The 19,341-nt window shown below is 65.7% G+C and carries 17 protein-coding genes and 1 riboswitch; of the genes, 5 read left to right on the forward strand and 12 right to left on the reverse strand.

Annotation, left to right across the window (positions count from 1 at the left end):
- Positions 1–74: 74 nt before the first annotated feature.
- From parC to ACZ9C1_RS15980, 8 genes are all read right to left on the reverse strand, one after another.
- On the reverse strand, positions 75–2,333 hold the full coding sequence (gene parC, locus ACZ9C1_RS15945; protein ID WP_139673861.1) for a DNA topoisomerase IV subunit A: 2,259 nt from the start codon (positions 2,331–2,333) through the stop codon (positions 75–77).
- A gap of 10 nt (positions 2,334–2,343) precedes the next feature.
- Positions 2,344–2,862, reverse strand: a complete 519-nt coding sequence (locus ACZ9C1_RS15950; protein ID WP_277502180.1) for a retropepsin-like aspartic protease family protein — start codon at positions 2,860–2,862, stop codon at positions 2,344–2,346.
- Positions 2,859–3,845 carry an esterase-like activity of phytase family protein gene (locus tag ACZ9C1_RS15955; RefSeq protein ID WP_277502181.1) on the reverse strand — a complete coding sequence of 329 codons (987 nt, stop codon included), beginning with the start codon at positions 3,843–3,845 and terminating at the stop codon, positions 2,859–2,861. Before ACZ9C1_RS15955 ends, ACZ9C1_RS15950 begins: the two co-directional genes overlap by 4 nt.
- Complete coding sequence (parE, locus tag ACZ9C1_RS15960; RefSeq protein ID WP_023630810.1) at positions 3,842–5,746, reverse strand: DNA topoisomerase IV subunit B; 1,905 nt, start codon at positions 5,744–5,746, stop codon at positions 3,842–3,844. Before parE ends, ACZ9C1_RS15955 begins: the two co-directional genes overlap by 4 nt.
- Before the next feature lie 33 nt (positions 5,747–5,779).
- Entirely contained in the window at positions 5,780–6,388 is a 609-nt protein-coding gene (locus ACZ9C1_RS15965; protein WP_102682254.1) for a YqiA/YcfP family alpha/beta fold hydrolase, read from the reverse strand.
- Positions 6,389–6,524: 136 nt separating this feature from the next.
- Positions 6,525–7,328, reverse strand: coding sequence for a 3',5'-cyclic-AMP phosphodiesterase (gene cpdA / locus ACZ9C1_RS15970; RefSeq protein ID WP_258599756.1), 804 nt, complete (start codon positions 7,326–7,328; stop codon positions 6,525–6,527).
- 85 nt (positions 7,329–7,413) lie between these two features.
- On the reverse strand, positions 7,414–7,866 hold the full coding sequence (locus ACZ9C1_RS15975; protein WP_023630808.1) for a DUF1249 domain-containing protein: 453 nt from the start codon (positions 7,864–7,866) through the stop codon (positions 7,414–7,416).
- Positions 7,857–8,474 (reverse strand): NUDIX domain-containing protein, encoded by a 618-nt coding sequence (locus tag ACZ9C1_RS15980; RefSeq protein WP_139673876.1) that lies wholly within the window; start codon positions 8,472–8,474, stop codon positions 7,857–7,859. The genes ACZ9C1_RS15975 and ACZ9C1_RS15980 overlap by 10 nt, the downstream gene beginning before the upstream one ends.
- 184 nt (positions 8,475–8,658) lie before the next feature.
- Here ACZ9C1_RS15980 and ACZ9C1_RS15985 point away from each other — a divergent pair, with 184 nt between their 5' ends.
- Complete coding sequence (locus tag ACZ9C1_RS15985; protein WP_102682182.1) at positions 8,659–9,405, forward strand: RsiV family protein; 747 nt, start codon at positions 8,659–8,661, stop codon at positions 9,403–9,405.
- Here the strand turns inward: ACZ9C1_RS15985 and cytX are convergent.
- Positions 9,374–10,657: a putative hydroxymethylpyrimidine transporter CytX gene (gene cytX / locus ACZ9C1_RS15990; RefSeq protein ID WP_198754812.1), complete on the reverse strand. Its 1,284-nt coding sequence runs from the start codon at positions 10,655–10,657 to the stop codon at positions 9,374–9,376. The two genes, ACZ9C1_RS15985 and cytX, sit on opposite strands and share 32 nt — an antisense overlap.
- A 134-nt stretch (positions 10,658–10,791) precedes the next feature.
- Positions 10,792–12,672 (reverse strand): phosphomethylpyrimidine synthase ThiC, encoded by a 1,881-nt coding sequence (gene thiC / locus ACZ9C1_RS15995; protein WP_102682184.1) that lies wholly within the window; start codon positions 12,670–12,672, stop codon positions 10,792–10,794.
- A 157-nt stretch (positions 12,673–12,829) separates the two neighbouring features.
- Positions 12,830–12,936, reverse strand: a riboswitch (TPP riboswitch).
- A gap of 158 nt (positions 12,937–13,094) precedes the next feature.
- On the opposite strand from thiC, the gene ACZ9C1_RS16000 reads away from it, so the two are divergent.
- Complete coding sequence (locus tag ACZ9C1_RS16000) at positions 13,095–14,528, forward strand: TolC family outer membrane protein (protein WP_023632667.1); 1,434 nt, start codon at positions 13,095–13,097, stop codon at positions 14,526–14,528.
- Positions 14,529–14,610: 82 nt separating this feature from the next.
- Here ACZ9C1_RS16000 and waaA read toward each other — a convergent pair whose 3' ends face one another.
- Positions 14,611–15,882 carry a lipid IV(A) 3-deoxy-D-manno-octulosonic acid transferase gene (gene waaA, locus ACZ9C1_RS16005; RefSeq protein ID WP_277502184.1) on the reverse strand — a complete coding sequence of 424 codons (1,272 nt, stop codon included), beginning with the start codon at positions 15,880–15,882 and terminating at the stop codon, positions 14,611–14,613.
- Positions 15,883–15,920: 38 nt separating this feature from the next.
- Positions 15,921–16,811, reverse strand: coding sequence for a LysR family transcriptional regulator (locus ACZ9C1_RS16010; RefSeq protein ID WP_102682186.1), 891 nt, complete (start codon positions 16,809–16,811; stop codon positions 15,921–15,923).
- A gap of 90 nt (positions 16,812–16,901) precedes the next feature.
- Between ACZ9C1_RS16010 and ACZ9C1_RS16015 the strand changes: the two genes are divergently transcribed.
- The 3 genes from ACZ9C1_RS16015 (at position 16,902) to ACZ9C1_RS16025 (ending at position 19,336) form a co-directional block, all read left to right on the forward strand.
- Entirely contained in the window at positions 16,902–17,234 is a 333-nt protein-coding gene (locus tag ACZ9C1_RS16015; RefSeq protein WP_050707183.1) for a DMT family transporter, read from the forward strand.
- A 117-nt stretch (positions 17,235–17,351) separates the two neighbouring features.
- Positions 17,352–18,527 (forward strand): NAD(P)/FAD-dependent oxidoreductase, encoded by a 1,176-nt coding sequence (locus ACZ9C1_RS16020; RefSeq protein WP_102682187.1) that lies wholly within the window; start codon positions 17,352–17,354, stop codon positions 18,525–18,527.
- The gene (locus ACZ9C1_RS16025; protein ID WP_476254169.1) at positions 18,524–19,336 is read left to right on the forward strand and encodes an aldo/keto reductase; all 813 of its coding nucleotides are present in this window, start codon (positions 18,524–18,526) and stop codon (positions 19,334–19,336) included. Before ACZ9C1_RS16020 ends, ACZ9C1_RS16025 begins: the two co-directional genes overlap by 4 nt.
- Positions 19,337–19,341 lie beyond the last annotated feature (5 nt).

Consider the following 19,341-nt stretch of genomic DNA (forward strand, 5'->3'; position numbering starts at 1 on the left):
GCGAAATAGCCGCCCGACTCCAGCATTTCCGCCCGAAGCGGCGTTGAAAACGCCGCAACAGACAGCCCATCCATTCACGCGGGGGTTTCTACCAGCAGCCCGTCGACGCGCTGGAAACCACGTGGCAATTTGCTACCACGGCGCCCCCGCTCGCCTTTGTAGTGCTCGAGATCATCGGGCTTGAGCGAAAGGGTACGCTTGCCAGCTTGCAATACAAGGGTGGAGCCCTCGCTGATCACCGCAAGATCGGTCACGTATTCCTCGCGGCTGGCCACCCGGTCACCCGGCACGCCGATGATCTTGTTGCCCTTGCCTTTACCCAGCTGCGGCAGGTCGGCCACCTTGAACACCAGCAGACGGCCCTCGGTGGTCACCGCGGCGAGCCAGTCCTGCTCACGATCGGTCACCGGGCGCGGGGTCATCACCTTGGCGCCGTTGGGCAGGCTGAGCAGGCCCTTGCCGGCCTTGTTCTTGGCCTGCAGGTCCTCGCCCTTGACCACGAAGCCGTAGCCGGCGTCGGAAGCCACGACGTACAAGGCATCGTCTTCCGGCAGCAGCACGCATTCGAAGGTGGCGCCCGGTGGCGGGGTCAGGCGGCCGGTCAACGGCTCGCCCTGGCCACGGGCCGACGGCAGACTATGGGCGGCCAACGAGTAGCTGCGACCGGTGGAGTCGATGAGCACGGCAAACTGATTGGAACGTCCGGCGGCGGCGGCCTTGAAGCCGTCGCCAGCCTTGTACGAAAGCCCCGTGGCATCGATATCGTGGCCCTTGGCGCAGCGCACCCAGCCCTTCTCCGACAGCACCACGGTAACCGGCTCGGTCGGCATCAGTTCGTTTTCCGACAGGGCCTTGGCCTCGGCGCGCTCGACGATCGGCGAGCGGCGGTCGTCGCCGTAGGTCTCGGCGTCCTTGATCAGCTCGCTGCGCACCAGCTTGCGCAGCTTGGTGTCGCTGCCCAGCAGCGCTTGCAGTTGCTTCTGTTCCTTGAGCAGCTCGTCCTGCTCGCCGCGGATCTTCATCTCTTCCAGACGCGCCAGTTGACGCAGGCGGGTCTCGAGGATGTAGTCGGCCTGGATCTCGGTCAGGTCGAAGCGGGCGATCAGGGCCTGCTTGGGATGCTCCTCGGTGCGGATGATGTGGATCACTTCATCCAGGTTGAGGAACGCGGTGAGCAAGCCTTCCAACAGGTGCAAGCGCTTCTCGACCTTGTCCAGGCGATGCTGTAGGCGACGCCGCACGGTACCGATGCGGTACTCCAGCCACTCCAGCAGCAACGCCCGCAGGTTCTTCAGCTGCGGGCGGCCGTCGAGGCCAATGATGTTGACGTTGACCCGGTAGGTGCTTTCCAGATCGGTGGTGGCGAACAGGTGCTGCATGAGTTCGGCGGCATCCACGCGGTTCGAGCGCGGGATGATCACGATGCGGCACGGGTTCTCGTGATCCGACTCGTCGCGCAGGTCGGCGACCATCGGCAGCTTCTTGGCCTGCATCTGCGCGGCGATCTGCTCGAGCACCTTGGCCCCGGAAACCTGGTGCGGCAGCGCGGTGACGACGATGTCGCCATCCTCGATGCGGTACACCGCGCGCATGCGGATCGAGCCTTTGCCGCTCTCGTAGATCTTCTGGATGTCGGCGCGCGGGGTGACGATCTCGGCTTCAGTCGGGTAGTCCGGGCCCTGGATATGCTCGCAAAGCTGCTCGATAGTGGCCTTGGGCTCGTCGAGCAGTCGCACGCAGGCGCTGGCCACTTCGCGCAGGTTGTGCGGCGGCACGTCGGTGGCCATGCCCACGGCGATGCCGGTGGTGCCGTTGAGCAGGATGTTCGGCAGACGCGCGGGCAGCACGGCCGGCTCCTGCAAGGTGCCGTCGAAGTTCGGTACCCAGTCGACGGTGCCCTGGCCCAATTCGGTGAGCAGCACCTCGGAGTAGCGCGACAGGCGCGCCTCGGTGTAACGCATGGCGGCGAACGACTTCGGATCGTCCGGCGCACCCCAGTTGCCCTGGCCGTCGACCAGGGTGTAGCGGTAGCTGAACGGCTGGGCCATCAGCACCATGGCCTCGTAGCACGCCGAGTCGCCGTGGGGGTGGAACTTGCCGAGCACGTCACCGACGGTACGCGCCGATTTCTTGTGCTTGGAGTCGGCATCGAGCCCCAACTCGCTCATGGCATAGACGATGCGTCGCTGGACCGGCTTGAGGCCGTCGCCGATGTGCGGCAGGGCGCGGTCCATGATCACGTACATGGAGTAGTTGAGGTAGGCCTGTTCGGTGAAGTCAGCCAGGGAACGGCGTTCGACGCCGTCGAGACTGAGTTCGAGTGAGTCGCTCATGCGGGCCTCGTCATTTCAGGTTCTGGCGCAGCAGCATGGTGCCGCCGCGCTGGGTAAATTCAAGTTGTTTCAGGGCACTCATGCCCAGCAGCACACCCTGGCCATCCAGGCCGGGCACCACCAGCGCGCGTACGTCGCGCAGGTGGATATCGCCCAGTTGCAGGCTGTCGAGCCGCGTGCGGTAGCCTTGGGTACGGCCATTGGCGGTGCTCAACTGCACCGCGGCGCCACGCGCCAGGTCCAGATCGCGGGCCAGTGCCTCGGGGATCGCCACGTCAGTGGCGCCGGTGTCGAGCATGAAATGCACCGGTCGCCCATTGATCGCGCCATCGGCGACGAAATGGCCCTGGCCGTTGCTCAGCAGGCGCACCTCGACGAAGCCATCGCCCTGCTCGCTCTGCACCACGCTGTTGGGATTCTGCTGACGTTCTTCCCACTGGCCGAAAAAACGCGTGGCGAGGAACATCGCCGCCGCCCAGGCGACAATCATCAACACCCTGCCCGCGCGCTTGCCCGGTGGCTGGCTCATGGCTTGGCGCTCCAGCCGCCCTGCGGCGCGTCAAAGCGCCAGACGATCGGCCGTGTTTCACCATCCACCCGCGGGCGGTCATTGTTGTCCACGCCGATCCAGGCACCGCCCTTGTCGATCACCAGCGCCTCAGCCAGGCCGTAAGGCTGCGAGTAGCGCCGCGACTCCATCAGGGCCTCGGCGGCGAACGACCAGCAGCGCTCCACGGCGCCCGTGTCGGCATCCCGTCGGCAAATGCGGTAGGCATTGCGCTCGAGGGTGAACAGCTTGCCTTCGAACCAGGCCAGGTCGGCAAAGTCACGTGATACCGGGCGTGCCTCGGGGAATTGCGGCGGCTGCATCTCGACACCCGCCTCGCTGAGCAGTACGCAGCCGCGCCCGCAGGTCCACACCGATTGCTGGCGCTGCACCGCGAGCAGGCCACGGCGCTCGCGCTCGGCGGCCAGCCACAGGCGATCGCCCGCCGGGTTGATCGCCAGCCCCTCGAACAGTGCGTTGAAATGCAGCAACATGCCGCTGGCCCGCGCTTGGCGCACCATGGCCTGGTCGATTTTCAGCCAGTCCGGCTCACCGTCCACGGGCAACTGCAGCACGGCGGCGTGGGCCTCGCTGACGATGTAGAGGTTGCCGGCCTGATCGCAGGTGATGCCCTCGAAATCCAGCTCGCCGCCGCGGATGTAGGACGCCGCCCAGTTGCGCGACTTGAGCCCCCAGGGCAGGCCGGTATCGGGCGCGGGGGGCGGGGTGAAAGTCTGCGGCAGGGCCTGCCAGGTCGCCTCATCCTGGTCCAGGCGGTAGATACGGTCGTCATCGCGGTCGGACACCGCCCACAGCGCCCCACGGCACCAAGCCAGGCCCGACAGGTTGCCGCCGCGCATGCCATCGACCACATGCTCGACGCTGAGCTTGAGCTGCGGCCAGTCGCCGGCCTGGGCCTGCAGGGCGAATAACGCCAGGCAGGCCAGGAGCAACGGACGAATCAAACCAGGACCTCGGCCAGGTTGCCTTTGGTCTCCAGCCAGCTCTTGCGATCGCCCGCACGCTTCTTGGCCAGCAGCATGTCCATGATCTCGGTGGTGCCCTGCACATCGTCCAGGGTCAACTGGACCAGGCGCCGGGTGTTCGGGTCCATGGTAGTTTCGCGCAGTTGCGGCGGGTTCATCTCGCCCAGGCCCTTGAATCGGGTGACCTGCGGCTTGCCGCGCTTTTTCTCGGCGACCAGGCGGTCGAGAATGCCGTCGCGCTCGGCTTCGTCCAGGGCGTAGTAGATCTCCTTGCCCAGGTCGATGCGGTACAGCGGCGGCATGGCCACGTAGACGTGCCCGGCCTCGACCAGCGGGCGGAAATGCTGGACGAACAGCGCGCACAGCAGTGTGGCGATGTGCAGGCCGTCGGAGTCGGCGTCGGCGAGGATGCAGACCTTGCCGTAGCGCAGCTGCGAAAGGTCGGCTGCGCCCGGGTCTACGCCGATGGCCACGGCGATGTTGTGCACTTCCTGGCTGGCCAGGACTTCACCGCCATCGACCTCCCAGGTGTTGAGGATCTTGCCGCGCAGCGGCAGGATGGCCTGGAACTCCTTGTCCCGCGCCTGCTTGGCCGAGCCCCCTGCCGAGTCACCCTCGACCAGGAACAACTCGGCGCGCATCGGGTCCTGGCCGGCACAATCAGCCAGCTTGCCGGGCAACGCCGGCCCCTGGGTAATGCGCTTGCGCTCGACCTTCTTGCTCGCCTTCAGGCGCCGGCCAGCATTGCTGATGGCCAGTTCCGCCAGTTGCATGCCCAGTTCGGGATGGGCATTGAGCCACAGGCTGAAGGCGTCCTTGACCACGCCAGAGACGAAAGCGGCCGCCTCGCGGGACGACAGGCGCTCCTTGGTCTGGCCGGAGAACTGCGGTTCCTGCATCTTCATCGACAACACGAAGCTGATGCGCTCCCAGACGTCCTCGGGGGCAAGCTTGACTCCGCGCGGCAGCAGGTTGCGGAACTCGCAGAACTCGCGCATGGCGTCCAGCAGGCCCTGGCGCAGGCCGTTGACGTGGGTGCCGCCCTGGGCGGTGGGGATCAGGTTGACGTAGCTTTCCTGGATGCTGTCGCCACCTTCCGGCAGCCACAACAGGGCCCAGTCCACGGCCTCCTTGTTACCCGCCAGGCTGCCGCAGAACGGCTCGTCGGGCAGGCGCTGGAACTCGCTGACCGAATCGACCAGGTAGGAGCGCAGACCGTCCTCGTAGTGCCACTCGACCTTCTCGCCGGTGCCCTTGTCCTCGAAGCTGATGGACAGCCCCGGGCACAATACGGCCTTGGCCTTGAGCACGTGCTTGAGGCGGCTGATGGAGAACTTCGGCGAATCGAAATACTTCGGGTCGGGGCTGAAGTACACGCTGGTGCCGGTGTTGCGCTTGCCGACGGTGCCGACCACCTCCAGCTCGCTGGCCTTGAAGCCGTCGGCGAAGGTCATCTGGTACTCGTTGCCGTCGCGCTTGACGCGTACGCGTACCTGGCTCGACAGGGCGTTGACCACCGAGATGCCGACGCCGTGCAGGCCGCCGGAGAACTGGTAGTTCTTGTTGGAGAACTTGCCGCCGGCGTGCAGCTTGGTAAGGATCAGCTCGACACCGGAAACGCCCTCTTCGGGGTGGATGTCCACCGGCATGCCGCGGCCATCGTCGCTGACTTCCAGCGAGTGATCGGCGTGCAGAACGACCTGCACCGACCGGGCGTGGCCAGCCAGGGCTTCGTCGACGCTGTTGTCGATGACTTCCTGGGCCAGGTGGTTGGGCCGGCTGGTGTCGGTGTACATGCCCGGCCGCTTGCGGACCGGGTCAAGGCCCGAGAGGACTTCGATGGCGTCTGCGTTATAGGCGCTAGCGCTGGGATTGGCCATGGGTTCTCGTCGTCAGTCTGGTGAATGCAAAAGTCAAAATACAGAAAAGTCCAGCGCCGCGTACTGCCCGCGGGCAATGCCGGCGAACGCCAGCAGGGCCGGCAGCTGTTCGGCGAAGCCCTGGTAACTGTGGTCGCCACCGGCCTGGACACGCAGGGCACAGGCGCGGTAGTAGCGCTCGGCCTGGCGATAGTCCAGGGTTTCATCGGCGGTCTGCAACCACACTTGATAGCGGCTGGCGTCCTGTGGGGGCGGCACTTCCAGTTCCGCCAGCGCTTCCACATGATCGTGGGTCAGCTCCCAGGCTTCGTCGGTATAGAGGTTGCGCTGGGTGCCGAGGTAGCCGTCGAACAGGCGATGCGGCGCGACCGCCGGGTTGACCAGCAAGGCCTTGAGCCCGTGGCGCTCGGCCAGATGGGTGGCATAGTAGCCGCCGAGGGAGCTGCCGACCAGCAGCGGCGCACCCAGCTCATCGATGGCTGCCTCCAGCTGGGCGATAGCCTGGCGCGGGTGGTGGTGCAAGGCCGGGACGCGCAGTTGGTCGGACAGTCCGAGCTGCTGCATCACCGCCTCGAGCTGACGGGCTTTCTTCGACAGCGGCGAGCTGTTGAAGCCATGGATATAGAGGATGGAACCCGACATGCTGCCCCCGGACGCAAAGATGCGCAGTGTAGCGCGTTCGAAGGGCATTGGCGCAGCGCCTGGATTTTCGCAACAAATACTTCAACCAAGGCGATGCAGGCAGTGCCCGCTCCCACGCCTCTCACCACTGACCCGATCAGTAACCGGGGCTGTCGAAGTCCAGCTTCACCTCGAAATCGAACGCCCGCTCCACCCCGGTCTCCAGCCGCCCGTCGTCATGCAGCCGCAGCCAGCGATAGCCCGGCTGCTCCTCGCTCACCTTGAAGTCCTCGCTGCGCGGCGCGAACTGGATACAGGTCGACGGTGTGGCGAGGTAACGGACGCCATCATGCAGTTCATCCCATTCCTGATGGATATGCCCCCAGAGCAAGGCTTTCACCTGTGGATAACGCTTGATACACAGCAACAGTGCATCGGCATTGCGCAAACCGATCGGCTTGATCCAGGCGCAACCGATATCCACCGGCTGGTGGTGGCAGCACACCAGGCAATGGCGTTCGCCGGCATCGTCCAGTGCCTTGTCCAGCATGGCCAGCTGATCGTCCGCCAACAACCCGAACGTGGCGCCGACCACCGCCGAATCGAGCATGACGATGCGCCATTGACCAATGTCGGTCACGGCCTGCACCAGCTCCGGCGCCACGGCTAGCATCACCTGGGCTTCGTCATGGTTGCCTGGCAACCAGCGCGAGGGGGCGCCGAACACCGCCGTCATTTCACGGAAAGCAGCGTAGGAAGCTTTGCTGGCGTCCTGGGAGAGATCGCCCGTGCACAGCAGCAGGTCTATGCGCGGTTGTTCGCGGCGAACCTGGCCGACCACGTGCCCAAGGCTTGCGCGGGTATTGAGGCCCAGCAAGGTGCCCGCCGGGTCGGCGAACAGATGGGCATCGGTCAGTTGCACCACATGGACAGGTGACGGGGATGATAGTGGTTGCGGCAACGGCCGTCTCCTCGAACGGATTCAGCACGGATTATGGCGGCGGATCGCTTTCGAGCAAATACTCGAAACCGACGCGCATCACATTTCAGCGCACCGCTTCCAGTTCGTGGCCGCAGGCCAGGCAGTGGCTCAGCCATTCACCGAGGAACAGATTGAGCTGGGCCTTCTCGTCCGGCTGGTGCATAGCCGTGTTGGGATAGGGGTAGATGCTGCGCAGGCGACGCGCATGCTCGGCACTGACCACCTCGGCCATGCGCGCGTCATGGTAGACCTGCACTTCCAGCTCTGGCACCGGCAGCCAGGGCAGGCTGTGCTCCTGGCGCACCTTGAGCGTGGTGGTGTAAGGGCAGGCCAGCAGCACTTCAAGCACCAGCACGCCGAGCATCTGGTCGCCCTGGGTCATGCCGATGCGCCGCGAGCTCTGCGTGGTGCGCATGTCGGGCAACAGGCGCATCAGGCGGGCATAGTTGGCCTCGCAGGCCGACTGCAGCCCGACCAGGTCGACTCGATAGCGCTCGCGCAGCAGGTTCACTTCCACATACCTCGTACTTCGTCACGGTTCAGCGCCAGCCATTGCAACCCGATGATCGTGGCGGCGTTGCAGATGCGCCCGTCGCGCACCGCCTGCAGGGCGTCCTCGAACGCCCAGACGCGCACGCGGATGTCCTCGCTTTCCTCTTCCAGGCCATGCAGGCCTCCGGCACCCTCGCTGACGCAACGGCCCAGGAACAGGTGGACGTACTCGTCGCTGCCGCCCGGCGAGGGGAAGTACTTGGTCATCGGCCACAGCGCCGAGAAAGTCAGGCCTGCTTCTTCCTCCGCTTCGCGATGGGCGACCTGCTCGGGTTGCTCGTCCTTGTCGATCAGCCCGGCCACCATTTCGATCAGCCAGGGATTGGCGACCTTGCCCATGGCGCCAACGCGAAACTGCTCGATCAGCACCACTTCGTCGCGCTGCGGATCGTAGGGCAGCACGCAGACCGCGTCATGGCGTACGAACAGTTCACGGGTGAACTCGCGGCTCATGCCCCCGGCGAACAGTTCGTGGCGCAGGTAAAGCTTGTCGAGCTTGTAAAAGCCCTTGAACAGCGGCTCCCGCCGAGCGATCTCGACCTGGGTAGGCACTGTATTGTGCGTGTCCGTCATGCAAACTCCTCATGCCTCGTTTACCGCATCGCGCAATCCTACTCTGCGCACGGCCCGGTTTCATCCCTTTCCGCTGACCGTTCGGGCAGCCGGGACAGGCGTGTCACTCTCTGTTAGCTTAGTGGCGAACTGAAGGCCGCGCAGGCGGTCCAAGGCCGATCATCACCGTTGTGAAAGAGGCAACATGACGCTTGTCAAACTGACTTCCGTGGCCGTCCTGGCACTGGCGCTCGGCGCCTGCCAGAGCCTGTTCACGCCCAATTACCGGGCCCCGCTCGAGGTCAAGCGCGAGGCCTGGGAGCACGTAAAACCCGGCTGCAGCGAAAGCGACTGCCCGCTGGTCAACATCGACGTCGTGCACTTCCCGGCCCTGCCCAAGCTCGACGGCATTGTCGAGAAGCGCCTGCTGATGTTGACCGAGGACAACCAGCGCGGCACCCCGCCGGCCTCGCTGCAAGCCTACGAGCAGCAGTACCTGGCCCGCGCCGACAAGCGCAACAGCAGCTACCTGCAAGCCAAGGTACGCGAGCAGCATGACGGGCTGGTGATCGTCGAGCTGTCCAGCTACCTGGACAGCGGCGGCGCCCACGGCATGCCGGGACGCGGCTTCATCAACTATTCGCGCAAGCTGGACAAGGTGCTGACCTTGGACGACATGCTTGTGCCGGGTCAGGAGGCGACTTTCTGGAAAACCGCCGAGGAGTCCCACCGCGCCTGGCTGATCAGCACCGGCATGGACAAGGACCCCGAGTTCGTCAAGACCTGGCCGTTCAAGCAATCCCCGCACATCGCCCTGACCTACGGCGCGGTGGTGATCAAGTACGAGGTCTACTCCATCGCCCCCTACTCCATGGGCCACGTCGAGCTGAAGATCCCCTACCCGCGCCTCAATGGCGTGATCAAGCCCGAGCTGTTTCCCGGCCGCGGCTGAGCGATAGCAACAGGTGCAGTACCCCTGCCAGCAACAGTGCCGGCAGGGTCGCCCCCAGCTCAGGCGCCTGGCTGGCCATCAGGTGATAGGCCGCCACCCCCACGCCCCAGGCCAGTAGCGCCTGCCAGTGCAAGCCCTCGACCAACGCCGGCAAGCGGCGGCGGCGAATCACGAAGTGATCCACCAGCACCACGCCGAACAGCGGCGCGAACACCGAGCCGATCAGCAACAGGAAGTTCTGGTACTGGGCCAGCGGCGCCAGCAAGGCGATCAGCGTGCACAGCACGCCGATCGCCAAGGCCAGGTGCTCGACCTTCATTTTCAGCAGCAGGCCGGTGGACACCGCCGCCGAGTGGATATCGGCAAAGGCGTTTTCCGTCTCGTCCAGCAGGATCAGCAGCAACGGAATTCCCAGCCCAGCGCCGGCGAGTGCCAACAGCAGGGCATTCACCTCACCGCTGGGCGCGAACGCCAAGGTGTAAGCCACGCCCAGGCTCATCAGCCAGGCATTGCCAATGAAGAAGCCCAGCGCGGTACCGCCGAACACCCGGCTGGCGCGCTGGCCAAAGCGTGAATAGTCGGCGATCAGCGGCAGCCACGACAGCGGCATGGCGATCACAATGTCGAAACCCAGTGCCAGGGACAGCGAACCGTCCCCAGGCCGGCGCCACAAATCGGCCAGGTCGGCCTTGGCGAACAGGTTCCAGGTCAACCAGGCGCAGGCGCCCAGCAGCAGCCAGATCCCCCATTTGCGCAAGACCTTGCGCACGAACGCCAGCGGCCCGCTGACCGCCAGCAGAGTAGCCAGTGCGCCAAAGCACAAGGTCCACAGCAGCGGGCTGCTCCAGCCGCTGCCCTCGCCGAACGCACGTGCGCCAAGTAGGCTGGCGGCATCACGCATGACGATGATCTCGAACGAACCCCAGCCCACCAGTTGCAGCAGGTTGAGCAAGGCCGGCAGGCGCGCGCCATGGCTACCAAGCGTGAGGCGCAGGGTCGCCATGGCCGACAGGCCGGTATCACTGCCGATCACCCCCACCGCGGCCAGCAGCAATACCCCCACCGCCGTGCCCAGCGTGATCGCCAGGATCGAGCCCGCCAGCCCCAGGCCCGGCGCCAACAGGCTGCCGACCTGCAGGACCATCAGGCCGATGCCGAGGGAAAACCACAGCGAAAACAGGTCGCGGGCGCCGAACTGGCGATGGTGGGAGGGGACCGGGTGGTCGGGGGAGAAGTGGCTGGGAGTGGTCATGCTCGGGCGCTCGACGGAAGAGTTGGGGTGAACCCATCGCTGGCAAGCCAGCGCCCACAGGGGCCGCATCGCAGTCTGTGGGAGCTGGCTTGCCAGCGATGCGGTGCGCATCGCGCACCGCCTGGGTCTGCTACTCAGACTTTCTGGTACAACTGGCTGCCTTCCTGGCGGAACCGCTCGGCCTGCTCGCGCATGCCCTGTTCGACTGTCACGTCGACGGTCTCGATCTTGGCCGCGTACTCACGCACTTCCTGGGTGATCTTCATCGAGCAGAACTTCGGCCCGCACATCGAGCAGAAGTGGGCGACCTTGGCCGACTCCTTGGGCAGCGTCTCGTCGTGGAATGCACGGGCGGTGTCCGGGTCCAGGCCCAGGTTGAACTGGTCTTCCCAACGGAACTCGAAACGCGCCTTGGACAGCGCGTTGTCACGGATCTGCGCGCCCGGGTGGCCCTTGGCAAGGTCGGCGGCATGCGCGGCGATCTTGTAGGTGATGATGCCGGTCTTGACGTCGTCCTTGTTCGGCAGGCCCAGGTGCTCCTTGGGCGTGACGTAGCAGAGCATGGCGCAGCCGAACCAGCCGATCATCGCCGCACCGATACCGGAGGTGATGTGGTCGTAGCCCGGAGCGATATCGGTGGTCAGCGGGCCGAGGGTGTAGAACGGCGCCTCGTCGCAGCACTCGAGCTGCTTGTCCATGTTCTCCTTGATCAGCTGCATCGGCACGTGGCCGGGGCCCTCGATCATGCACTGCACGTCGTGCTTCCAGGCGATCTTGGTCAGCTCGCCAAGGGTTTCCAGCTCACCGAACTGCGCGGCGTCGTTGGCGTCGGCGATCGAGCCCGGGCGCAGGCCATCGCCCAGCGAGAAGCTGACGTCGTAGGCCTTCATGATTTCGCAGATCTCGTCGAAGTGCGTGTACAGGAAGTTTTCCTTGTGGTGCGCCAGGCACCACTTGGCCATGATCGAGCCGCCACGGCTGACGATGCCGGTGACGCGCTTGGCGGTCAGCGGCACATAACGCAGCAAGACGCCAGCGTGGATGGTGAAGTAGTCCACGCCCTGCTCGGCCTGTTCGATCAGGGTGTCGCGGAACAACTCCCAGGTCAGGTCCTCGGCAACGCCATTGACCTTTTCCAGGGCCTGGTAGATCGGCACGGTACCGATCGGCACCGGCGAGTTGCGGATGATCCACTCGCGGGTTTCATGGATGTGCTTGCCGGTTGACAGGTCCATGACCGTGTCCGAACCCCAGCGGATGCCCCAGGTCAGCTTGGCCACTTCTTCCTCGATGGAGGAACCCAGGGCGCTGTTGCCGATATTGCCGTTGATCTTCACCAGGAAGTTGCGGCCGATGATCATCGGCTCCAGCTCGGTGTGGTTGATGTTGGCCGGGATGATCGCACGACCGCGGGCGATCTCTTCGCGCACGAACTCGGGGGTGATCTCTTTCGGGATACTGGCACCGAAGCTGTGGCCGGCGTGCTGCTGGCTCAACAGGCCGGCGGCGCGGGCTTCCTGCAGCTTCATGTTCTCGCGGATGGCAACGTATTCCATCTCGGCGGTGATGATGCCCTGGCGCGCGTAGTGCATCTGCGTGACGTTGGCGCCGGCCTTGGCCCGGCGCGGGTTACGCACGTGGGCGAAGCGCAGCTTGGCCAGCTCGGCGTCGTTCAGGCGCTGCTGGCCGAAGTTCGAGCTCAGGCCACCCAGGCGCTCGGTGTCGCCACGGGCGTCGATCCACGCCGAGCGCACATCGCCCAGGCCCTTGCGCACGTCGATGATGACATTGGGGTCGGTGTACGGGCCGGAGGTGTCATACACCAGCACCGGGGCGTTCTTTTCGCCGCCGAAGTCGGTGGGGGTGTCGTGCAGGCTGATCTCGCGCATGGGCACGCGGATGTCGGGGCGCGAACCTTCGACATAGACCTTGCGCGAGTTGGGCAGCGGTTGCACGGACTGTTGGTCGACTTGGGCCGACTCGCTCAGACTGATCGTTTTTTCTTGTTTGCTCATCACAGGCTCTCCAGACAGCTTCCTAGCGGGCGGAATGTCGGGGTGAACCTGAAAGGCGCGGACGCACCCGTGTCGACGAGTGCAGTGCCGGACAAGGGGTGCCGTGGGCTGCAAGCAGCTGTGGCGATCCCGGACCTGGCACAAGAGGCTCCCGGGACATGAGAGCAATCTTGTTCCCTACGCAGGCGCTAACCTGATCAGGTTCAACGGGATCCGCAACTTTGCGATCTCAGCCTTTGCATCAAGGCACCCCGACAAGAACCTGCGCAGTCTAGACTGGAGTGGTCGGCAAAGCCAAGCGGGTAAATCCCTGGCGTGATAAATGGCACACCTGGCGGATTGTTGATGGCGACGCACGGCACTACACTGGCGTGCTCGATACCAGACAGTACAGTAAATACATCTTGATCAAGGATTGCCCTATGCTGCGCAAACTCTCACTGGCGATTGCCGTGTCTTGTGCGTCCAACGGAGTGGCCTGGGCAGTGGATACGCCCACGACGGTGAAGACCGACCTGGTCAGCGTCTACCAGGAAGCGGTGGACAATAACGCCGACCTGGCAGCCGCCCGCGCCGACTACGGCGCCCGCCGCGAAGTGGTGCCCCAGGCCCGCGCCGGTTTGCTGCCCAACCTTTCGGCCGGCGCCGAGATGATGAATACCCGCACCAAGCTCGACGAGCCGTCGATCACCTCCAACCGCAGCGGCAATGCCTGGAGCGCCACCCTGGCGCAGCCGATCTTCCGCGCCGACCGCTGGTTCCAGCTGCAGGCTGCCGAAGCGGTCAACGAGCAGGCCGCGCTGGAACTGTCGGCCACCGAGCAGAACCTGATCCTGCAAAGCGCCGAGAACTACTTCGCGGTGCTCCGCGCTCAGGACAACCTGGCCTCGACCAAGGCTGAAGAGGCGGCCTTCAAGCGCCAGCTCGACCAGTCCAACGAACGCTTCGATGTCGGCCTTTCGGACAAGACCGATGTGCTGCAGTCACAGGCCAGCTATGACACGGCGCGGGCCAACCGGATCATCGCCGAGCGCCAGGTGCAGGATGCCTTCGAGGCCCTGATCACCTTGACCAACCGCCAATACAGCGCGATCCAGGGCGTGGTCCACACCCTGCCGGTGCAAGTGCCGACGCCCAACGACGCCAAGGCCTGGGTCGAGACCGCCGGGCGGCAGAACCTCAACCTGCAGGCCACCAACCATGCCGTGGCGGCCGCCGAAGAGACCGTGCGCCAACGCAAAGCGGGCCATGCACCAACCCTGGATGCCGTGGCCAAGTACCAGAAGGGCGACAACGACAACCTGGGGTTCACCAACCCTTCGCAGAACGGCGTGCGCTACGGCGGTGACGTGGAGCAGACCAGCGTCGGCCTGCAACTGAACATTCCGATCTACAGCGGCGGGTTGACCAGCTCCCAGGTACGCGAGGCCTATGCGCGCCTGACCCAGAGCGAGCAGCAGCGCGAAAGCCTGCGCCGCCAGGTAGTGGAGAACACGCGTAATCTGCACCGTGCGGTGAACACCGACGTGGAACAGGTACAGGCGCGCAAGCAGTCGATCATCTCCAACCAGAGCGCACTGGAGGCCACCGAGATCGGCTACCAGGTCGGCACCCGCAACATCGTCGACGTGCTCGATGCGCAACGCCAGCTGTACACCTCGGTACGCGACTACAACAACAGCCGCTACGACTACATCCTCGACAACCTGCGCCTCAAGCAGGCGGCCGGCACCTTGAGCCCGCAGGACCTGCAGGACCTGGGGCGGTACCTGAAGGCAGACTACAACCCGGACAAGGATTTCCTGCCACCGGATCTGGCAGCGGCGGCGGCGAAGAACTTCGAACGCCGGCCGTGAAGGCAACACACTACCTGTAGGGCGGGCTTCGTGGGAGCGGGCTTGCCCCGCTCCCACCACAACCGCGCCTACAGGCTCATCATCAGCTCAGCAGGCGCGCCAGCCCATCGAGCAAACGCTGCAGCGCCCCCTGATTGGCCCGCATCACCGCCCTGCCCGCCTCGCCCATGCGCCGCGCGTCCTGCGGCAGCTCGACCAAGCGGCGCACCGCCGCGGCCAGCCCCTCGGCATCGTCCACCTGCTGCAACGCCCCCGCCTCGCGCAGCATCGCGCTGATCTCGAGGAAGTTGAACACATGCGGTCCCATGAGCACCGGCAGTGCCAGCGCCGCCGGTTCCAACGGGTTGTGACCGCCCGTGGGGACCAGGCTGCCGCCTACGAAGGCGATATCGGCCAGTGCATACAGAAACAGCAGTTCGCCCATGGTGTCGCCCAGCAGCACCTGGGTCTGCGCCGTGACCGCGTCACCGGCCGAGCGGCGCACCGTGGAGAACTGTCCGGCGCACAGCTCATGCACCGCCGCGAAGCGCTCGGGATGGCGCGGTACCAGGATCAGCAGCGCATCGCTGTGTACCTTCAGCAGCTCACGATGAGCCTCGAGAATCAACGCGTCTTCGCCATCGTGGGTACTGGCGGCGATCCACACCGGACGCTGCCGGGCAGCCCACTGCTCGCGCAATGCGCAGGCCCGTGGCAGCAGTTGATTGTCGATCGTGAGGTCAAACTTGATCGAACCGGTCACCTGCACGCATTCGTGGCGCGCACCGAGCGCGCGGAAACGCTCCGCCTCGGTTTCGGTCTGCACGGCGATCAGGTTCATCTCCTCGAGCATCGGCCGGGTCAGGCCGGCAAAACGGGCATAACCACGCGCCGAGCGCTCGGACAGCCTCGCATTGGCCAGCGCCACCGGAATGCCGCGCCTGGCGCACTGGTGGATGTGGTTCGGCCACAGCTCGGTTTCCATGATGATGCCCAGGCGCGGGCGCACATGGTCGAGGAACCGCCCGGCCGCCCACGGCAGGTCGTAAGGCAGGTAGCAGTGCTGCACCCGTGGCTCGCCCTCGAACATCGCGCGGATGCGCTCTGAGCCGGTCGGGGTCATGCAGGTGAGCGTGACCGGCAGGTCCGGGTACTGCTTGAGCAGGGCCCGCACCATCGGCGCGGCAGCGATGCTCTCACCCACCGAGACCGCATGCACCCAGATGCCACCCTGACGCATGGGTGGCAAGCCACAAGCGAAGCGCTCGGCAATACGCGCACGGTAGGCCGGCGCCTTGCGCCCGCGCAGGAACAGGCGCAGCGCGACCAGCGGCAGGCCCAGATGGAAAAGCAGGGTATAGAGGGTTCTGTTCATGACGGCGGAGTTTACTAGGAACTGGATGAAAAGGCCTGTCAGCCAATGGCCCGCAGGTGCACGGCGAAGCGCTCGGCCAGCCACTGCGCCGCAGGGCCCAAGGGCTCGTCACGGCGCCAGGCCAGTTCCGCCACCAGCGCCGGCGGGCGCCATTCGCTGTCCAGCTCGACCATCTGCGCCTGGTAGGTGGGGTACTGCACCACATGACGCGGCAGCCAGGCCCAGCCCAGGCCGCGCATCAGCAATTCGGCCATGGCATAGAAGCTGTCGGCACGCCAGATCTGCGGGCTGATCGCCTCGCCGCCGGGGTAGCCGCTCTGCTGCGGGGTGATCAGCAACTGGCGATGGCGGGCCAGTTGTTGGCGGCTGACCTTGGCCAAGTGTGCCAGCGGGTGGTCGATGGCACACACCGTGACCATCTCGACGCTGCCCAGGGCGCGTCGCTCCAACGAGGCGGGAATGCTTTCATGGTGAAAGAACAACCCCAGGTCGGCGCGCCGCTCCACCAGCTTGCGCGCCACATCGCCCTGGGCGCCGCTGGCCAGTTGCACCTCCAGGAAGGGGTAGCGCACCGCCAGCTCGTCGAGGCTGTCGATCACCGGCTGGTAGGGCATGGCCTCGTCCTGGGCCACCCGCAGCAACGCCTCCTGTCCGCGCATCAAGGCCAACGCCCGGCCATCCAGACGCTCGCATTGGCGCAACAGCTCGCGGGCGTCCTCCAGCAGCGCGGCGCCGCTTTCGGTCAGGCGCGGCTGCCGGCCGCTGCTGCGCTCGAAAAGGGTCACGCCCAGGTCCGCCTCGAGCAAGGCGATGGCGCTGCTGATCGCCGACTGGGCCTTGTGCTGCTCTCGGGCCACGGCGGAAAACGAACGTAGTTCGGCGGTCCGCACGAACAAGCGAAGTTGTTCAAGGCTCCAGTGTTCAGTCATCCCTATCCTATCTCCAAAGCAGATAGGTAATGACTTTACCGCATCCAGGAATTCCCTAGAATGCCCATCCAGCAACGGAGAACCCGCACCATGAACGCCTACACCTATCTCGCCATCGCCATCTGCGCCGAAGTCATCGCCACCGCCTCCATGAAAGCGGTCAAGGGGCTGAACACGCCGCTGCCGCTGCTGCTGATGGTCTGCGGCTATGGCGTGGCGTTCTGGATGCTGACCCTGGTGGTGCGCAGCATTCCGGTGGGCATCGCCTATGCGATCTGGTCGGGACTGGGCATCGTGCTGATCAGCATCGCGGCGCTGGTGATCTACGGGCAGAAACTGGATGTGCCGGCGATGCTGGGCATGGCCATGATCGTCGGCGGGGTGGTGGTGATCCAGGTGTTTTCCAATACCGCAGGGCACTGAGCCTGAGCCCATGGGGCCGCTGCGCGGCCCTATCGCCGGCAAGCCGGCTCCCACAGGGGTCAGCACGACGCCACAGCCTGTATACTGCGCACCTGTCCCAGTTTTCGAGGTGCCCGCATGCCATCCGCCATTACCACTGACGTGCTGATCGTCGGCGCCGGGGTCGCAGGCCTCTGGCTCAATGCCCGGCTGCGCCGCCTGGGCTACTCGACGGTGCTGGTGGAGCGCGCCAGCCTGGGTGGCGAGCAGACCATCAAGTCGCAAGGCATCATCCACGGCGGCACCAAGTATGCCTTGCACGGCGCCCTCACCGGCGCCTCCGAGGCCATCGCCGACATGCCGCGACGCTGGCGCGAAGCGCTGGCCGGCAACGGCGAGTTGGACCTGAGCGGCACCCGCTTGCTGTCCGATGCCCACTACTTGTGGTCCCCCGGCACCCTGGCGGGCAACCTCACCAGTTTCTTCGCCAGCAAGGCCGTGCGCGGCCGGGTCGACCAGGTCAAGGGCGAGCAACTGCCGCCGGCCCTGCAGGACCGCGCCTTCAAGGGTAAGGTCTACCGCCTGGCCGAACTGGTCATCGACGTGCCCAGCCTGCTGGCCAACCTCGCGCAACTGGCGGGTGACAGCCTGCTGGCCGGCGAGCGAATCGAACCGCTGCGCGACGGCGAAGAGCTCGCCGGCCTGGTGGTCGATGACCGCGAGATCCGCGCCCAGCGCATAGTCCTGAGCGCCGGCGGTGGCACCGAAGGCCTGCTGCACGCCCTGGGGCTGAACCAACCGGCCATGCAACGCCGCCCGCTGCACATGGTCCTGGCCAAGGGGCCCAACCTCAAGCCCCTGTATGCCCACTGCCTGGGCGGCGGCCCCAAGCCGCGCATCACCGTGACCACCCACCCGGCCGCCGATGGCCAATGGGTGTGGTACCTGGGTGGCGATATCGCCGAGGCTGACGGCGTTGCCCGTGAGCCCGCCGCGCAGATCGCCGCGGCGCAGAAGGAAGTTGCCAGCCTGTTGCCTTGGGTCGATCAAAGCCTGGTGCGCTGGGCCACCCTGCGCGTCGATCGCGCCGAGCCCGCGCAATCGGGCCTGGTACGCCCGGACAACGCCTTCCTTGCCGACCAGCAACGCCTGCTGGTCGGCTGGCCGACCAAGCTGGCCCTGGCGCCAGATTTCGCCGATCGTGTGCTGGCCAGCTTCGAGCGTGACGGCGTGCGCCCGGCGAGCCAGCCGGACCTTGCCGACCTGCCGCGTCCACCGCTGGCGCTGCCAGCCTGGGAGCAACTGCTGCCATGAGCCTGCCGACCCTGCACGATCACCACCGCCCCTTGGGCAGCACCGGCCTGCGGGTATCGCCACTGGGCCTGGGCACGGTCAAGCTGGGCCGCGACCAAGGCGTCAAATACCCCAATGGTTTCACCATCCCCGATGACCAGGCCGCCCGCCTGCTGCTCGCCCAGGCCCGCGAGCTGGGCATCAACCTGATCGACACCGCCCCGGCCTATGGCCGCAGCGAGGAGCGCCTCGGCCCATTGCTGCGCGGCCAACGCGAGCAATGGGTAATCGTCAGCAAGGTCGGGGAAGAGTTCGAGGATGGCCAGTCGCATTTCGATTTCAGCGCCGCCCATACCCGTCGCTCGGTCGAACGCAGCCTCGAGCGCCTGGAAACCGACCGTATCGAACTGGTGCTGGTGCACTCCGATGGCAACGACCTGGCGATCCTCGAGCAGGAGGGGGTGTATGAAACACTCGCCGCGCTCAAGCGCGAAGGCAAGATCCTCGGCTACGGCTTCTCCGGCAAGACCGCCGCGGGTGGCCTGAAGGCCTTGGAACAAGGTGATTGCGCCATGGTCACTTACAATCTCAACGAGCAGGCGGAGCGGCCCGTGCTCGACTACGCTGCCGAACACGGCAAGGCCATCCTGGTAAAGAAGGCCCTGGCCAGCGGCCATATCTGCCTGGCGCCGGGGGGCGACCCGGTGCAGGCCAGTTTCGAGTTGCTGTTCGCCCACCCCGGCGTGTGCAGTGCCATCGTCGGCACCATCAACCCGGTACACCTGGCCCACAACGTGGCCACCGTCGCCCGCATCCTGGGCCGGCCCTGAGCCGC

Source organism: Pseudomonas sp. TE21435, from assembly GCF_056279265.1.

Bases quoted from the DNA above. Each gene is read 5' to 3' on its own strand.
- cytX (WP_198754812.1), bottom strand. From the start codon at position 10,657: ATGACCACTCCCAGCCACTTCTCCCCCGACCACCCGGTCCCCTCCCAC.
- parC (WP_139673861.1), bottom strand. From the start codon at position 2,333: ATGAGCGACTCACTCGAACTCAGTCTCGACGGCGTCGAACGCCGTTCC.
- waaA (WP_277502184.1), bottom strand. From the start codon at position 15,882: ATGAACAGAACCCTCTATACCCTGCTTTTCCATCTGGGCCTGCCGCTG.
- thiC (WP_102682184.1), bottom strand. From the start codon at position 12,672: ATGAGCAAACAAGAAAAAACGATCAGTCTGAGCGAGTCGGCCCAAGTC.
- ACZ9C1_RS15950 (WP_277502180.1), bottom strand. From the start codon at position 2,862: ATGAGCCAGCCACCGGGCAAGCGCGCGGGCAGGGTGTTGATGATTGTC.
- ACZ9C1_RS16015 (WP_050707183.1), top strand. From the start codon at position 16,902: ATGAACGCCTACACCTATCTCGCCATCGCCATCTGCGCCGAAGTCATC.
- ACZ9C1_RS15980 (WP_139673876.1), bottom strand. From the start codon at position 8,474: ATGACGGACACGCACAATACAGTGCCTACCCAGGTCGAGATCGCTCGG.
- ACZ9C1_RS15965 (WP_102682254.1), bottom strand. From the start codon at position 6,388: ATGTCGGGTTCCATCCTCTATATCCATGGCTTCAACAGCTCGCCGCTG.
- ACZ9C1_RS16020 (WP_102682187.1), top strand. From the start codon at position 17,352: ATGCCATCCGCCATTACCACTGACGTGCTGATCGTCGGCGCCGGGGTC.
- ACZ9C1_RS15985 (WP_102682182.1), top strand. From the start codon at position 8,659: ATGACGCTTGTCAAACTGACTTCCGTGGCCGTCCTGGCACTGGCGCTC.
- ACZ9C1_RS16000 (WP_023632667.1), top strand. From the start codon at position 13,095: ATGCTGCGCAAACTCTCACTGGCGATTGCCGTGTCTTGTGCGTCCAAC.
- parE (WP_023630810.1), bottom strand. From the start codon at position 5,746: ATGGCCAATCCCAGCGCTAGCGCCTATAACGCAGACGCCATCGAAGTC.
- ACZ9C1_RS16025 (WP_476254169.1), top strand. From the start codon at position 18,524: ATGAGCCTGCCGACCCTGCACGATCACCACCGCCCCTTGGGCAGCACC.
- ACZ9C1_RS16010 (WP_102682186.1), bottom strand. From the start codon at position 16,811: ATGACTGAACACTGGAGCCTTGAACAACTTCGCTTGTTCGTGCGGACC.